This window comes from Phormidium tenue FACHB-1052 (genome assembly GCF_014696675.1).
In the GTDB taxonomy this organism is placed as follows: domain Bacteria; phylum Cyanobacteriota; class Cyanobacteriia; order Phormidesmidales; family Phormidesmidaceae; genus Nodosilinea; species Nodosilinea tenuis_A.
Map to the genome: position 1 here is coordinate 139,253 of NZ_JACJQN010000013.1, position 14,563 is coordinate 153,815.

Here is a 14,563-nt window from a genome sequence, read left to right on the forward strand (position 1 = left end):
CAGCGTTGCTCACCCGCCCCTAGCTCATTTGCTCAAAGTAGCTATCGAGAAACCCTAGGGCATGGTTGCGGAGTTCATAGTACTCTTTGGATTCGCGCAGGGCAGTGCGATCGCGCGGGTGGTCAAACGGCACCGTCAAAATTTCGCCGATGTGGGCATTGGGGCCATTGGTCATCATCACAATGCGATCGGCCATATAGATCGCCTCATCCACATCGTGGGTAATCATCATCACCGCCTGGGGATTGCGCTCCCAAATATCCAGCACCTGGCGCTGGAGGTGGCCTCGGGTGAGAGCATCAAGGGCACCAAAGGGTTCATCCATCAGCAGCATCTTGGGCCGAATCGCCAGGGCGCGGGCAATGCCCACCCGCTGCTTCATGCCCCCCGATAGCTCGTCAGGGTATTTCAGGGCGGCAGCGGTGAGGTTCACCATCGCCAGGTGTTCTTCGACTAGATCGGCGCGATCGCGGGGCGAGAGATGGTCGCACACCTCATTTACCGCCAGCCGCACATTTTCGCGCACCGTCAGCCAGGGCAGCAGCGAATAGTTTTGGAACACCATCATGCGATCGGCCCCCGGCTTTTTAATCGGGTTCCCTTCCAAAAACACCCCACCAGAGGTAGCCTGCTCTAGACCGCTAACAATTTTGAGCAGCGTCGATTTGCCGCAGCCCGAGTGGCCAATAATGGCGATAAACTCATTGGCCCCCACGGTGAGGTTGATGTTGTCGAGCACCACCGTCGGGTCGCCGCCAGCGCTAGGGTAAGCCTTTACCAGGTCTTGAACAATTAAAAAATTCGTTTCAAATTCAGCCTGCCGTTGGCCAGAGGGCTGCGAATATTGGCTTGACTTAACCATGGTTTTCTCCTGAATAGTCCATCTAAATCACGGAAGACTGTTTAGCAGCAAAGGGGAAGATTCAAAGGTTAGAAAGTTAAAAGGTTAGGATTCCTCAACCTCCCAACTTTTCAACCGTCCAACATGCCAACCTCCCAATCGACTACCCTCACCCCATCAAGATCTGCTGGGGACGGTTAGCGCGAATTTCAAACCCGTTTAAATAACCCACTGGGTCGCTGGGGTCGTAGGCAATGCCGTCAATGAATAACTCTCCAGGCTCCACCTTGTAATCATCCGCTGGACAATCAATGCCCATTTCGCCAGCAATTTCTCGATATAGATCGGTGCGCCAGGCCTGCTTCGCCTTGGCTTCCGCATCGGCAGGAAACTCCTCAATTTGGCCCCAGCGGGTGGCCTGGGTCATCAGCCAGATCGACTGAGACTGCCACATAAAGGTGGAGTGATCCCCGGCAGGGTGGGACAGATTTTCTGGCAGGTCAAAAAAGATGGTGCTGTCGGGCATTTGAACGGTGCGAGGTTTGCCGTCGAAACCGCCGTAGTTGTAGTTACCCACCAGAGCCGGTTCCGTAAATTTGGGCTTGGCCCCGGTGAACGAGCGATCGGAGATAATGTCTGCCACTTCGGTGCGGTTAGCCGGGTCGTCGCAGTAGCGGCAGGCTTCGATCATCGCCTTGACAAGGGAGCGGTAGGTCTTAGGGTTTTCGGTGATAAAGTCTTCCATCACCGCCAGCACTCGGTCGGGGTGGCCTCGCCAGATCTCTTTGCCATGGGCAAAGGTAAAGCCGACATCCTCGTTGCCAGAGATAGCGCGGGTATTCCACGGCTCGGCCACCATGTAGGCCTGCATGGCCCCAATGCGGATATTGGACACCATCTGCGGCGGCGGACTAACAATAATGCGGAAGGTTTCTATGGGGTCAACCCCCGCTGCCGCCGAGAGGTAGCGAATGAAATATTCGTAGATGGCTGAACTGAGCACCGTGGCCCAGACCTTCTGAGATGTGGGTATGCCGTCAAAATAGCCCCGAAAGTCGCGGCCAAAGGCCTCCAGATCGCCCTCGTATTCTCGCCAGGGGCGCAGGCCAGACTCCCACATGGCGCGGTTCATGGTCATGGCGTTGCCGTGGCGGTGAATGGTCATGGCCGCACACATGGGAGCCTGGGGAGCACCCTCAGCCCCAACCCGAGCATTGGTGACAGCTCCAGAAACCACCGGGGACGCATCAAGCCGCCCAAAGATGACGCCATCGCGGGAGGTGCCCCAGCTAGCCTCGCGATTGAGGGTGACCGTCAGTCCATATTTGTGGAAAAAGCCTTTGGCCTGGGCGATCGCAAAGGGAGCGCAGTCGTTGACGGGCACGTAGCCCACCTTAATGTGCGATCGCTCCAAACTGGCCGGGTCAACCACCTGATCAATGTTGGCCGCCTGAGCCGCTGCCCCGCTAGGCGATGAACCGCTCGGGCGCAGCGCTTGACTACAGGCCGAGGCCGCTAGCCCTGCCGTAAACCCAACCGCCCCCTGCAGGAGCGATCGCCGATTGATCTTCGCCATCGCTTTAATCCTTTGATTCTGTGAGGTGTGAGGAATTAATTGACCTGACCGACTCGGTCTGAAGGTCTGCCCATACCCTGCCGTCTAGGAAATTTGTGCAGCAGTGTATTGAGAGGTTTTGGCCGTTAGTTGCAGGCTACATTGCCTTGGCGGGGCGATGGGTTGCCCATCGCTCAATCAGGGTAATGGCGTAGTCTAAAACCAGGCCCGTGAGGCCAATGACAATCACTGCCAGAAATACTGAGCTAAGGCTGAGCCGATTCCATTCATCCCAGATAAAGAAGCCAATGCCAATGCCGCCCGTGAGCATTTCAACCGCGACAATCACCAGCCAGGCGATGCCTAAACTTAGGCGCAAACCGGTAAAAATATAGGGCAAACTGGCTGGCCAAATAATCTTAGTCATTTGCCGCCAGCGAGGCATTTCTAACACCTGAGCTACGTCTAAATAATCCTTAGGCACGCTGGCCACACCTAGGGCGGTATTGATCACCGTTGGCCACAGGGAAGTAATAAAAATTACGAAAATAGCTGACGGATTGGCCAGGTTAAAAATTGATAGGGCAATGGGCAGCCAAGCCACCGGAGACACCGGGCGAAACAGTTGCACCAGGGGGTTGATCGCCATCATGGCGCGGGGTGAAAGGCCGATCCAAAACCCGACCGGAATGGCGACCAAAGTCCCGAGTAAAAACCCCACCAGCACCCGCCGCAAACTGGCCAACAGCAGCCAGCCAATACCCAAATTGCCCGGCCCACGCCGGAAGAAGGGGTTAAAGATATAGTCGAGGTTGGCGACGAAGGCCTCCCAGGGCGTGGGCATGAGCGTAGTAAAAAAGCTGGCGATTACCCACCACACCAGCAGCACGACGAGAAACGCGATCGCCGGTAAAACAATCCGTTCCAACGGCAGGCGAAATGTCGGCTTGACAGAGCGAGACTGCCTCGAACGGGCAGCCGCACGGGCGCGCAACTTAGGCTGCATGAGACCCTCCTAGAGGTTAATCATGGACAGCGAACAAGCCGTGTTAACACGACTTAGGACACTGAAACAGCCAGGCATTACTAACAATGCTGACGATTCAATCTCCCCTCAATGCCGACGAGGTTAGCTGACGGGCTAGGACTGAGAGATGTCCTCTTCCGATTACCCTCAATTGGGTATTAAGAACTCGGAAATACGCCCCTTTACTGGTTCCCCCGTTCTGATAGCACGGGCGCTTAGGCACAAACCTAAAGGCACGGAGCTGGCAGACTAGGCTGACTTGTTCGATTTACTGAGTCTAGGCTCAAAAAACTGGCCTGTCAACTAGAAACTTGGGTGACAATTGGTATATCTATCTCGGGGAGAGATTTAGTTGCTCTCGACACCCTACTTTCTATATAGTTTTGAGTACTTTGAAAGTAGCTAATGCCTCATTTTTTTGACATTTTCATTAAGTGACGTGCACTATCGCTGACATCTTTTTTGTGAATAATTACCTATTAATTAGGAAGGTAAAAATTCAGAATTGCTGGCAGCTATTCGACGATAGCCGCCAAAAGTCTATCAGCTTTTGAGCAAGATTGAGCTACTCTAGCTACCGGACAAATTGTTAAGCAGTCGCAACGATCTTCTCTACCCTATGTCTCAGTCAAGCCTAAGTCCCAAAGCCATTGTGCTGCTTTCGGGCGGCCTCGATTCGGCCACTGCCGCCGCCCAGGCGATCGCCGATGGCTACGATCTGACGGCACTGTCGTTTAACTATGGACAGCGCCACCAGCGCGAGCTAGAGGCGGCAAAGGCGGTGGCAAAGCATTTGGCGATCGCCGACCACCGCTTTATCGATGTCAATCTGGCCCAGTGGGGCGCGTCTTCCCTCACCGACCTGGCCCAGCCATTGCCCCAGGACGACCCCCAGACTGGCATTGCGGCGGGCATTCCCTCCACCTATGTGCCGGGGCGCAATACGGTGTTTATTGCTCTGGCCCTGGCACTGGCCGAAGCCAAGGAGGCCGAGGCGATCTACCTCGGCATCAATGCAGTTGATTATTCGGGCTACCCCGACTGTCGGCCTGAGTATTTAGCGGCGTTTCAGCAGTTGGCTCAGCTCTCGTCTAAGGCGGGGCTAGAGGGCCATGCCCCCGCGCTGGTCGCTCCCCTGGTGATGGATTCTAAAGTGGATATCGTGCGTCGCGCCGTGGCGCTGGGGGTGCCGATCGAGCAAACCTGGTCGTGCTATCAGGGCGGTGCAGCACCCTGCGGGCGGTGCGATTCTTGCCGAATTCGCGATCGCGCCCTAGTAGAAGCAGGCTATCCCCAGCTTGCTTCTACTACCGGCCAGGGTTAGACCCAAGCGCGTGGGCACGCCTTTGGACTGCGCTTACCGCTCCCCGCCTGTCTTGGTTTCCTAGCGGGGACTCTAGGGGAATGTGGCACAGTGTAATAAGCTGCATGACAGTCACTGCCCCATAACTAGGGGCAACGCTTTGTTCAACCCCCTCTGCACTCCACCTATGCCCTGGCCTCGAATTATTAGCGGAATAGTGGCGATCGCGGTCGCCCTGGTCATGATTTTGCTGGGGGGTTGGTACTTCACCCTGGGCTTTGGGGTGCTGATTTTCTTGGGGCAGCTTGAAATTTTTGCCCTGGTAAAAGCTAAAGGCATTTTGCCAGCGGCCAAAATCACCTTAGTGGTGAGCCAACTGCTGCTGATTACCGCCCATTTGTCGCCGCCCTTGGCCGATGCCCTGCTACCGCTAAGCGGTACGTTTATCTGCTTTTATCTGCTGTTTCAGCCCCAGGTGGCCACCATTGCCGATGTGGCCGCGTCTATTTTGGGCCTGTTCTACGGCGGCTATCTGCCCGGCTTTTGGGTGCGCCTGCGCGACCTGGGCGACACCGCCACCACCCTGCCCCTGGGCGGCTTTTGGCCCGCAACCTGGCCCCCTGCCCTCGACAGCTTGCCCTACGGTCTGGTTGTCACCCTGCTAGCCTTTGCCTGCATTTGGGCTTCAGATATTGGGGCCTATATCGCTGGAAAAATGATTGGCCGCACCCCGCTGTCTAATATCAGCCCGAAGAAGACGGTTGAAGGGGCAGTCTTTGGCATGCTGGGCAGCATGGTGGTGGCCCTGATCGGCAGCCACTGGCTGCAATGGCCTCTCTGGCCTGCCACTGGCGCTGCCCTGGGGCTGATGGTGGGCACCTCCAGCCTGCTGGGCGATCTCACCGAATCGCTGATGAAAAGAGATGCCGGGGTCAAAGACTCTGGTGCCCTCATCCCCGGCCACGGCGGCATTTTAGACCGCACCGATAGCTATGTGTTTACAGGGGCGCTGGTGTACTTTTTCGTCACCCTGCTGCTGCCCCTGCTGTCGGCGAGTTAGCGGCCTCGCTGTTCCCAAAAGTTCAGCTCTTGGCGAATGCGATCGCGCTCTTCTACATTGGCAAATCGCAGCTGGTGGCGTAGCTCTCCGATGACCTGGCGACGCTGGTTGTCCGATTGCTTATCCATAACTTCCTTTCAAAAACTGTAGCTATAACTACAGTTTAGAGAGTGATGTTCCGGGTTCTATCGCCTATTACAAATCTTTGAATGGTCAGCCAAAACCAACATTTGCTCACTAGCTGCCCACCGCCACCGGCTCAGCAGGCCTAGGGTCAGGCAGCTGCGTCGTAATCAGCGCCGCCGCCAGCACAAACAAGCTCGACACCCCCAGGCACCCCACCAGTCCCAACCACTGGTAAACCAGCCCCGAGGCGATCGTCCCCAGCAGCCGCCCGCCCGAGTTAGCCATGTAGTAAAAGCCTACATTCAGGCTCACGTCCTTATCCTCGGTGTAGGCCAGCACCAGGTACGAGTGCACCGCCGAGTTAAAGGCAAACACCACGCCAAAAACCACCAGCCCACCGGTTACGGCGATGTCGCCCCGCACCCCAGCCATCAGCGTCAGCGCAATCAGTGCCGGAATGGCCGTCAAAATCGAGGTCCAAAACAGAATTGTCTTGGCCTTGGGCACCACCTGGCCGGTGCGGTCTTTGCGCAATAGCTGCGGAGCCAAAAACTGCACCATGCCATAGCCGATCACCCACAGGGCCATATAGCTGCCCACTTGCATAAACCGCCAGCCCAGCACCTCATACAAAAACACCGGCAGCGCCACCACAAACCACACATCCCGAGAGCCAAACAAAAAGAACCGCGCCGCCGACAGCACATTGATCGCTTTGCTCTTAGAAAACAGCTGCTTGAAGGGCACTTTTTTGCCGATTTTGCCCATACCCGCAGGCAGCAGCGCCCCCAACAGCAAAATTATCCCCAGCAGCACCGCCTGAAGCAGCACCGCTGAACGAAAGCCCACCCCCTCTAGCAGGGCGGCTCCGACGAAAAATCCCACCCCTTTGAGCGCATTCTTTGACCCGGTGAGCACCGCCACCCACTTAAACAGGCGCGATGCTGCTTCCTTGGGCACCACCAAACGAATGGCGCTCTTGGAACTCATCTTGGTGAGGTCTTTGGCGATGCCCGAGCAGGCCTGAGCCGCCATTACATAGCCCACCTGCACCGGCACCCCCCAGTCGGGGTTCAAGCAGCTCAGCATTACCAAAGCAAAAATTTGCAGGGCAATGCCGCCGTAAAGGGTTTGCCGAATGCCCACCTGGGAGCCAATCCAGCCACCGAAGAAGTTGGTCACCACGCCAAACACTTCGTAGAAGAGAAACAGCATGGCGATCGCAAAGGGCCTATAGCCCAGCACGTGAAAGTGCAGCAGCACCATCATTCGCAGGGCACCATCGGTGAGAGTAAAGCCCCAGTAGGCAGCGGTGATGATGGCGTAGTTGCGCAGGCTCTCGGGCTTGAATGTGGAGGTGGTCATAGGGAGTGGGGGGTGGGGAGTGGGAGAGCCGTAGGGTGCATTCGCGCAGCAATGCACCACAGAGTTCAAGTCAAGAAAAGAGAAAATGTTCGCTGAGCCCCATCTTTTGAGGAATAAGCCTATATACTCTGGGCTACCTTGCAGGCTAGCTCGGCCATGCGGCAGGAGTAGCCCCACTCGTTGTCGTACCAGGCGAGAACCTTCACCTGGGTGTCATCTACGACCATTGTGGAGAGGGCATCAATAATTGAGGAGCGAGGATCGTCTTTGTAATCAACCGACACTAGGGGTCGGGTTTCGTAACCCAGAATTCCTTTGAGGGGGCCATCGGCGGCGGCTTTGAGGAGAGCATTGACTTCCTCGACGGTGGTGGGGCAATCGACTTCAAATACGCAGTCGGTCAGGGAGGCATTGAGCAGCGGCACTCGTACGGCTAAGCCATTGAGCTTGCCCACCAGTTCGGGGTAGATGAGCGCGATCGCCGTCGCCGACCCCGTCGTAGTCGGAATCAGCGACATACCTGTGGCCCTAGCGCGGCGCAGATCGCTGTGGGGAGCATCCACAACAGTCTGCGTATTCGTGTGGTTGTGGATGGTGGTGATCACCCCGTGGCGAATACCCAGCCCTTCGTGAATCACTTTAACCACCGGGGCCAAACAGTTGGTGGTGCAGGAGGCGGCGGTGAGCAGGTGATGCTCTACCGGATTGTATAAGTGGTCGTTGATGCCGTAGACCACGTTGAGCGCGCCTTCTTTGACTGGAGCCGCGACAATCACTTTTTTCACACCATTGGTGTAGTAGGGGGCGATCGCCTCTGCCGTGCGAAACTTGCCGGAGCACTCTAGCACCAGGTCTACGCCATAGTCGGCCCAGGGCACCTCACCGGGGGCAGCACCGCTGCTGAAGCTGAGAGGAATGCCATCGATAGTAATTTTTTCAGGGCCAACCGCTTCGACCTCCGGTGCCCAACGGCCATGGACTGAATCGAACTTGAGCAAATGCGCCGCTGCCTCGGGGCCACCCTTGACCTCATTGATGTGGACAAACTCCAGTTCAGGAAAGGCCCAGCCCGCCCGCAGCACCAGTCGGCCAATGCGGCCAAATCCATTTATAGCGACCTTTACCATCTCTAAACTCTCTCCAGCACGCAAGCAACTAGCTGTATGGCCTGCACACAGCTTCATTTCAAAAAATTTTGATGCTTTATTATTTCAAGAAACATTGATATGTCAAGTTGTATAGGCTACATCCCCATGAGCCTAGAGTTTCACGCTCCGCATGGCTGACGAAGACGAAGCAACCAGACGAGTGCGGTAAGCTGTAGTCACATCGTTCTAAATGACGGCGGGTGTCTAGATGGTGCAGGCCACAGCGCAACCCCTCAGTTTTGAAGACTTTCTCAATCAATACCCCAGCGATGGTGGACGCTACGAGCTGATTGAAGGCGAGGTGGTTGAGGTGCGACCCACAGGTGCCCACGAAGACATTGGTGGATTCATCGCCCTCAAGCTAGGTGTTTTGATTGACCAGTCGGGGTTGCCGTTGACGATTCCTCGCACCTGTGTGGTGAAACCGTCGCGGCCCAATGCGGGCTACATTCCCGATGTGGCTGTGCTCGATCGCACCCAACTCCAGCACGAACCGCTGTGGGAAAAATCGTCTACCGTCTGCAACGGAGCCACGATCAAGTTGGTGGTAGAAGTGGTCAGCACCAACTGGCGCGACGACTACGGCCTCAAGCTAGCCGACTACGAAGCTATGGGCATCGCCGAATACTGGATCGTAGATTTTCGCGCCTTGGGGGCCGCACGGGTGATTGGCCAACCGAAGCAGCCAACGATCACGCTCTGCACTCTAGGGGCCGACGGCTATCAACTAGAGCGATTTACTGAAAACGATCTCCTAGCTTCACCGACCTTTGAAGGGTTAAGGCTTACTGCGCAGGACATCTTTAGGGCGGGCGTAGAATAGTCAATTTCCCTTGCGCCTCACTCTTTTACGTTGCCAAAGCCGCCACCCCCCGGTGTAGCGATCCGAATGCAGTCCCCCTCATCTAGGGCTACAGTAGCCTGCCCAGGTAAAGGCTCAACCCGACCATCGGCGCGAATTACAGAGTTTTCACCTATCTGCCCTGGCTGACCACCCGCTAAACCAAAGGGCGGCACTAGCCGATGGTTAGAGAGAATGGCCGCCATCATCGGTTCGCGAAATTCGATGGTTCGTACAATGCCGTTGCCACCCGCGTATTTCCCTGCGCCGCCGCTGCCCTGGCGGATGCAGAATTCTCTCAGCAGCACCGGAAAGCGCCATTCCAGCACTTCGGGGTCGGTGAGTCGCGAGTTGGTCATGTGGGTGTGCACCGCATCGGTGCCGGGGAAGCCGGGGCCAGCGCCGGAGCCGCCGCAGATGGTTTCGTAGTACTGGTGGCGATCGCTGCCAAAGGTGAAGTTGTTCATAGTGCCCTGGGAGGCGGCGATCGCCCCCAACGCCCCATACAGCGCATCGGTCACCGCCTGAGACACCTCCACATTGCCCGCCACCACCGCCGCCGGGTACTGCGGGTTCAGCATTGATCCCTCGGGGATGACAATTTCCAGCGGTTTGAGGCAGCCCGCGTTGAGGGGAATATCGTCATCCACCAGCGTTCTAAACACGTAAAGCACCGCCGCTTTGCACACTGCTGCCGGAGCGTTAAAGTTGCTGGGCCGTTGGGGAGATGTTCCAGAAAAGTCAATTTTGGCGCAGCGTTCTTCGCGATTCACGGTGACCTGCACCGCAATCTGGCTGCCGTCATCCATGGGGTAGGTGAACTGCCCATCGTGGAGGCGATCGATCACCCGCCGCACACATTCCTCGGCGTTGTCTTGCACATGCTGCATGTAGGTCTGCACCAAGGCCAAACCGTAGTGATCCACCAGCTTTTGCAGCTCTTGCGCCCCCTTTTCATTGGCTGCGATCTGAGCTTGCAAGTCGGCGATATTCTGCGTCGAATTCCGCACCGGATAGGGGGCAGCCGTCAGGAGTTCCAACAGTTCAGCTTCCAAAAACCGCCCCTGATCAACCAGCTGCACGTTATCGAGCAGCACGCCCTCTTCCTCAATTGAGGTGCTGTTCGACGGCATTGAGCCAGGGGTAATGCCACCAATGTCGGCGTGGTGGCCGCGAGAGGCGACGTAGAAGAGTGGGCGGGTGGATGGGTGGATGGGTGGATGGGTAGATGGGTGGGTGGAGTTTTGTAAGTCCTTTGGACTGGCTATGCCTACGCCTAGCGTCTCCAAAGGAGAAATTTCGGTTTTCTCGCTGCCTGCTGTCTGCTGCTTTGCTTCCAAGAAGACCGGCGTAATGACGGTGATATCCGGCAAATGCGTGCCGCCGTTGTAGGGATTGTTTTGCAAGTAGACATCGCCGGGTTTGAGGTTATTGCCCTTGGCCTTGATCAAACTCCGCACGCTTTCGCCCATCGACCCCAGATGCACCGGAATGTGGGGCGCATTGGCCACCAGTTGCCCTTGCTGATCGAACAGCGCACAAGAGAAATCTAGCCGCTCTTTGATGTTGACCGAGTAGCTGGTGTTTTGCAGTGTGATCCCCATCTCTTCGGCCACGGCGCGGAAGAGGTTGTTGAAAATTTCAAGCAGCACAGGGTCGGGTGGGGTGGAGCTGGTGTCTGTGGCAGAGAAATTTTGAGTTTTGAGTTTTGAATTTTGAGTTTCTGACTTCTGACTTTTAGCTTTCTTGTTTAATATCAAATGCCCCTTTGCTGTCAGCGTTGCGTTCCATCCGGGTTCTATAACATTGGTTCCAGTCGATTCGATGATCAGGGCGGGGCCAGCGATCGCATCCCCTGGACACAAATCGTCGCGGTGGTAGACGGGGGTGTCGTACCAGGTATCGGCGGTGTAGACAGACACGCTGGTTTTAGGCACCAGCGGCATAGTGCGGGGTTTGACAATGTCGGGCTCGGCGGGGCTGTGGGTGTGACCGATGACTTCGACAGCGGCAGTATCGACGATCAGACGTTTAGTCTCCTGGGCGAAACCGTAGCGCTGGCGGTGCAGGGTGGTGAACTGCGATCGCATCGCCTCCACCCCAGCAAAATCCACCGGCAGCACCGAATCTGTCCCCTCATACTTGAGCAATAGCCGAGGCAAAACCTGCACCCCATCCACCAATTCAGGCACTAAATTTTGAACTTTGAATTTTGAATTCTGAATTTCAAATCCCTGCCGCCTCAGCTCCTCCAATCCTCTATCAGCTAGGGATTCCACCACCGGCTGAATCTGCGGCAGCGTCTCCTTATCTAGCGGCAGCTCCACGGATTGCTCATTGAGCGATCGCACATCCGCTAAACCCATACCGTAGGCCGACAGCACCCCCGCGTAGGGATGCAGAAACACCTCAGTCATGCCCAGGGCGTCAGCAATCAGGCAGGCGTGCTGGCCCCCAGCCCCGCCAAAGCTGCACAACACGTAGTCTGAGACATCGTAGCCCCGCTGTACGGAAATCTTTTTAATGGCGTTGGCCATTTTCTCCACCGCAATGGCGAGAAACCCAGCGGCCACCTGTTCAGGGCTGCGAGCATCCCCAGTCGCAGCGTGGATTTCCTTGGCCAGGGCCGCAAACTTCTCCCGCACCACCGCTGCATCCAGGGGCAGATCTCCCCTCGGCCCAAACATATGGGGAAAAAACTCGGGCTGGAGTTTGCCCACCATGACGTTGCAGTCGGTCATCGCTAGTGGCCCACCATGGCGATAGCAGGCCGGCCCCGGATAGGCCCCCGCCGACTCTGGCCCCACCCGGTAGCGGCTGCCGTCAAAGCTCACGATCGAGCCGCCCCCCGCCGCCACGGTGTGAATCGCCATCATCGGTGCCCGCAGCCGCACCCCCGCCACCTCAGTTTCAAAGGTGCGCTCGTACTCGCCCCGGTAGTGGGAGACATCGGTCGAAGTGCCGCCCATGTCAAAGCCGATGATGCGATCGTACCCGGCCTGGCGGCTGGTCTGCACCGCCCCCACCACGCCCCCGGCGGGCCCAGAGAGAATGCTGTCTTTGCCCTGAAACAGCGCCGCATCGGTGAGGCCGCCGTTAGACTGCATAAACATGAGGCGGGTAGGCAAATTTTGAATTTTGAATTTTGAATTTTGAACTATTACCTCTTCTCCCTCCCCCACGCCCATCTGCCCCGCCACCCGATCCACATAACGCCTCAAAATCGGTGACAGATACGCGTCCACGACCGTCGTATCGCCCCGACTGACCAGCTTGATTAACGGGCTCACCCGGTGAGAGAGGGAGACTTGGGTAAAGCCGACCTGACGGGCGAGGTCGCCCAGGCGCAGTTCGTGGGTAGGGTAGCGATAGCCGTGCATCAAGGCGACCGCACAGGCCCGAATTCCGGCATCGTAAGCTCGCTGAAGTGCCTGGGTGAGTCGAGCTTCTTCCTCAGCATCTAGGGAAACCAAAACTTCGCCCTGGGCACTAAGGCGTTCGTTGACCTCGATCGCCTGCTCGTAGAGCATTTCGGGCAGCTCGATGTGGCGAGCAAAGATGTTGGGGCGGTTTTGGTAGCCGATGCGCAGCGCATCCTTGAAGCCCTGGGTAGTGATCAGAAGGGTGCGATCGCCCTTGCGCTCCAGCAGCGCATTGGTGGCCACTGTCGTACCCATTTTTACCGCCTCGATCAGCTCAGCCGGAATGGCTTCCCCTGGCCCTAGCCCCAGCAGATCGCGCATACCCTGAATGGGGGCGTCGGTGTAGCGATCGGGGTTTTCGGATAGCAGCTTATGAACGATAATTTGCCCATCGGGGCGGCGGGCCACAATGTCGGTAAACGTGCCACCGCGATCGATCCAAAATTGCCAGCGGTTGGGCAGGGGCGGTAGGGTCATAGCGTAAAAGATTGGGAAACTTGAGACGAGCTTCAGTCTTCATTGTGAACTACCGCTAAACTCGGCGAGCAGGCAGTTGTCGTTGACAGACTCCCGATGCCAGACTCGTGGCAATGGGGATAGGCCATCTACATTTAGTGCTGGTGTAACTTTTATCTGAGCTCAACCCTATGGATACTCAATCTAAAATTTATGTAGCCGGTTCCGGTGGCCTCGTGGGCAGCGCCCTGGTGAGAACCCTCAAGGCTCAAGGTTATGAAAATTTGGTACTGCCCTCAAGCCAAGAGCTTGACCTGCGCAGCCAGGCCGCAGTGGATGAGTTCTTTGCCCAGGAAAAGCCTGACTACGTCTTTTTGGCAGCGGCCAAAGTGGGCGGCATCCACGCCAACAACACCTACCGGGCCGAGTTTCTCTACGACAATTTGATGATTGAGGCCAACATCATCCACAGCGCCTACCAGCACGGCGCGCAAAAGCTGCTGTTTTTGGGGTCATCCTGCATTTACCCCAAGCTCTGCCCCCAGCCGATGAAAGAAGACTACCTGCTGACGGGGTTTCTAGAGCAAACTAATGAACCCTACGCGATCGCCAAAATTGCCGGCCTCAAGCTCTGCGAAAACTACTGCCGCCAGTACGGCGTGAACTTTATCTCGGCCATGCCCACCAACCTCTATGGCCTCAACGACAACTTTGATTTAGCCAACTCCCACGTGCTGCCCGCGCTGATGCGCAAGTTCCACGAGGCCAAGGTCAATGGCGACCCGACTGTCACCGTGTGGGGCACCGGCACCCCCCTGCGCGAGTTTTTGTACGTTGATGATTTAGCCGATGCCCTGGTGTTTTTAATGAACAACTACAGCGATGTAGATTTCGTCAACGTCGGCACTGGGCAAGAGGTTTCGATCAAAGAACTGGCCCTCACCATGAAAGCCGTGGTCGGCTATGAAGGCGAGCTAGTGTTTGACACGACCAAACCCGACGGCACCCCGCGCAAACTGCTCGACGTCTCGCGCCTCAACGCAGCGGGCTGGCAGGCCAAAACCGACCTCAAAACCGGTGTTGAGCAAACCTACGCCTGGTTTTTGCAAAGCTACGACTCGCTGCGGGGCCGAACTGCCGCCTAGGTCACGGTGTTTCCTTAGGCGGGCTCGCATTTGCCGCTGCGAATCAACCCCACCCGGCGGGTAATGGCTTCCTGCTGGGTGGCGTAGGGCCCCCACATGGGTCGGCTCTCCTGTAGGCGCTCACGGCTGATGCTCTCAGCAGACAGCACGTTGCAGGTACCGTCTGCGGCCTGAACCACGTACCACCCCTCATTTCGTTCTGGCATTCACTCACTCCTAAGCATGTCATGGCGCTAACCTATTAAACTCGGTTTTGCTCCAAGTGGGGGGAGAG

The 14,563-nt window shown here is 56.8% G+C and carries 12 protein-coding genes and 1 riboswitch; of the genes, 4 read left to right on the forward strand and 8 right to left on the reverse strand.

Translation table 11 applies throughout. The features are described from left to right. Window positions 1-19: 19 nt before the first annotated feature. The 3 genes from H6G07_RS17880 to ntrB form a co-directional block, all read right to left on the reverse strand. Window positions 20-862: an ABC transporter ATP-binding protein gene (locus H6G07_RS17880; protein ID WP_073609315.1), complete on the reverse strand. Its 843-nt coding sequence runs from the start codon at window positions 860-862 to the stop codon at window positions 20-22. 148 nt (window positions 863-1,010) lie between these two features. Continuing rightward, window positions 1,011-2,417: an ABC transporter substrate-binding protein gene (locus H6G07_RS17885; protein WP_073609316.1), complete on the reverse strand. Its 1,407-nt coding sequence runs from the start codon at window positions 2,415-2,417 to the stop codon at window positions 1,011-1,013. Between the two features lie 136 nt (window positions 2,418-2,553). Continuing rightward, the gene (ntrB, locus tag H6G07_RS17890) at window positions 2,554-3,402 is read right to left on the reverse strand and encodes a nitrate ABC transporter permease (protein ID WP_084173273.1); all 849 of its coding nucleotides are present in this window, start codon (window positions 3,400-3,402) and stop codon (window positions 2,554-2,556) included. A gap of 97 nt (window positions 3,403-3,499) precedes the next feature. Next, a riboswitch (cyclic di-AMP (ydaO/yuaA leader) is annotated at window positions 3,500-3,655 on the reverse strand. Window positions 3,656-4,042: 387 nt separating this feature from the next. On the opposite strand from ntrB, the gene queC reads away from it, so the two are divergent. Beyond that, complete coding sequence (gene queC / locus H6G07_RS17895; RefSeq protein ID WP_073609317.1) at window positions 4,043-4,747, forward strand: 7-cyano-7-deazaguanine synthase QueC; 705 nt, start codon at window positions 4,043-4,045, stop codon at window positions 4,745-4,747. Between the two features lie 166 nt (window positions 4,748-4,913). Continuing rightward, entirely contained in the window at window positions 4,914-5,786 is an 873-nt protein-coding gene (locus H6G07_RS17900; protein WP_073609318.1) for a phosphatidate cytidylyltransferase, read from the forward strand. On the opposite strand, the gene H6G07_RS26730 is transcribed toward H6G07_RS17900, so the two are convergent. From H6G07_RS26730 to H6G07_RS17910, 3 genes are all read right to left on the reverse strand, one after another. After that, window positions 5,783-5,914: a hypothetical protein gene (locus tag H6G07_RS26730; RefSeq protein WP_277882083.1), complete on the reverse strand. Its 132-nt coding sequence runs from the start codon at window positions 5,912-5,914 to the stop codon at window positions 5,783-5,785. The two genes, H6G07_RS17900 and H6G07_RS26730, sit on opposite strands and share 4 nt — an antisense overlap. A 109-nt stretch (window positions 5,915-6,023) precedes the next feature. After that, window positions 6,024-7,277 carry an organoarsenical effux MFS transporter ArsJ gene (gene arsJ, locus H6G07_RS17905; protein WP_073609319.1) on the reverse strand — a complete coding sequence of 418 codons (1,254 nt, stop codon included), beginning with the start codon at window positions 7,275-7,277 and terminating at the stop codon, window positions 6,024-6,026. A gap of 119 nt (window positions 7,278-7,396) precedes the next feature. Next, the gene (locus H6G07_RS17910) at window positions 7,397-8,404 is read right to left on the reverse strand and encodes an ArsJ-associated glyceraldehyde-3-phosphate dehydrogenase (protein ID WP_073609320.1); all 1,008 of its coding nucleotides are present in this window, start codon (window positions 8,402-8,404) and stop codon (window positions 7,397-7,399) included. A gap of 229 nt (window positions 8,405-8,633) precedes the next feature. Between H6G07_RS17910 and H6G07_RS17915 the strand changes: the two genes are divergently transcribed. Next, the gene (locus H6G07_RS17915) at window positions 8,634-9,248 is read left to right on the forward strand and encodes a Uma2 family endonuclease (protein ID WP_073609321.1); all 615 of its coding nucleotides are present in this window, start codon (window positions 8,634-8,636) and stop codon (window positions 9,246-9,248) included. Between the two features lie 17 nt (window positions 9,249-9,265). Here the strand turns inward: H6G07_RS17915 and H6G07_RS17920 are convergent, their stop codons facing one another. Next, window positions 9,266-13,165 (reverse strand): hydantoinase B/oxoprolinase family protein, encoded by a 3,900-nt coding sequence (locus H6G07_RS17920; RefSeq protein ID WP_073609322.1) that lies wholly within the window; start codon window positions 13,163-13,165, stop codon window positions 9,266-9,268. Between the two features lie 170 nt (window positions 13,166-13,335). Here H6G07_RS17920 and fcl point away from each other — a divergent pair, with 170 nt between their 5' ends. Further along, window positions 13,336-14,289 carry a GDP-L-fucose synthase gene (gene fcl, locus H6G07_RS17925; protein ID WP_073609323.1) on the forward strand — a complete coding sequence of 318 codons (954 nt, stop codon included), beginning with the start codon at window positions 13,336-13,338 and terminating at the stop codon, window positions 14,287-14,289. A 14-nt stretch (window positions 14,290-14,303) separates the two neighbouring features. On the opposite strand, the gene H6G07_RS17930 is transcribed toward fcl, so the two are convergent. Beyond that, window positions 14,304-14,495: a hypothetical protein gene (locus H6G07_RS17930; protein WP_073609324.1), complete on the reverse strand. Its 192-nt coding sequence runs from the start codon at window positions 14,493-14,495 to the stop codon at window positions 14,304-14,306. Window positions 14,496-14,563: the final 68 nt, after the last annotated feature.

Coding starts and splice junctions, on each gene's coding strand:
- H6G07_RS17880 (WP_073609315.1), bottom strand. CDS start 862: ATGGTTAAGTCAAGCCAATATTCGCAGCCCTCTGGCCAACGGCAGGCT.
- H6G07_RS17885 (WP_073609316.1), bottom strand. CDS start 2,417: ATGGCGAAGATCAATCGGCGATCGCTCCTGCAGGGGGCGGTTGGGTTT.
- ntrB (WP_084173273.1), bottom strand. CDS start 3,402: ATGCAGCCTAAGTTGCGCGCCCGTGCGGCTGCCCGTTCGAGGCAGTCT.
- queC (WP_073609317.1), top strand. CDS start 4,043: ATGTCTCAGTCAAGCCTAAGTCCCAAAGCCATTGTGCTGCTTTCGGGC.
- H6G07_RS17900 (WP_073609318.1), top strand. CDS start 4,914: ATGCCCTGGCCTCGAATTATTAGCGGAATAGTGGCGATCGCGGTCGCC.
- H6G07_RS26730 (WP_277882083.1), bottom strand. CDS start 5,914: ATGGATAAGCAATCGGACAACCAGCGTCGCCAGGTCATCGGAGAGCTA.
- arsJ (WP_073609319.1), bottom strand. CDS start 7,277: ATGACCACCTCCACATTCAAGCCCGAGAGCCTGCGCAACTACGCCATC.
- H6G07_RS17910 (WP_073609320.1), bottom strand. CDS start 8,404: ATGGTAAAGGTCGCTATAAATGGATTTGGCCGCATTGGCCGACTGGTG.
- H6G07_RS17915 (WP_073609321.1), top strand. CDS start 8,634: ATGGTGCAGGCCACAGCGCAACCCCTCAGTTTTGAAGACTTTCTCAAT.
- H6G07_RS17920 (WP_073609322.1), bottom strand. CDS start 13,165: ATGACCCTACCGCCCCTGCCCAACCGCTGGCAATTTTGGATCGATCGC.
- fcl (WP_073609323.1), top strand. CDS start 13,336: ATGGATACTCAATCTAAAATTTATGTAGCCGGTTCCGGTGGCCTCGTG.
- H6G07_RS17930 (WP_073609324.1), bottom strand. CDS start 14,495: ATGCCAGAACGAAATGAGGGGTGGTACGTGGTTCAGGCCGCAGACGGT.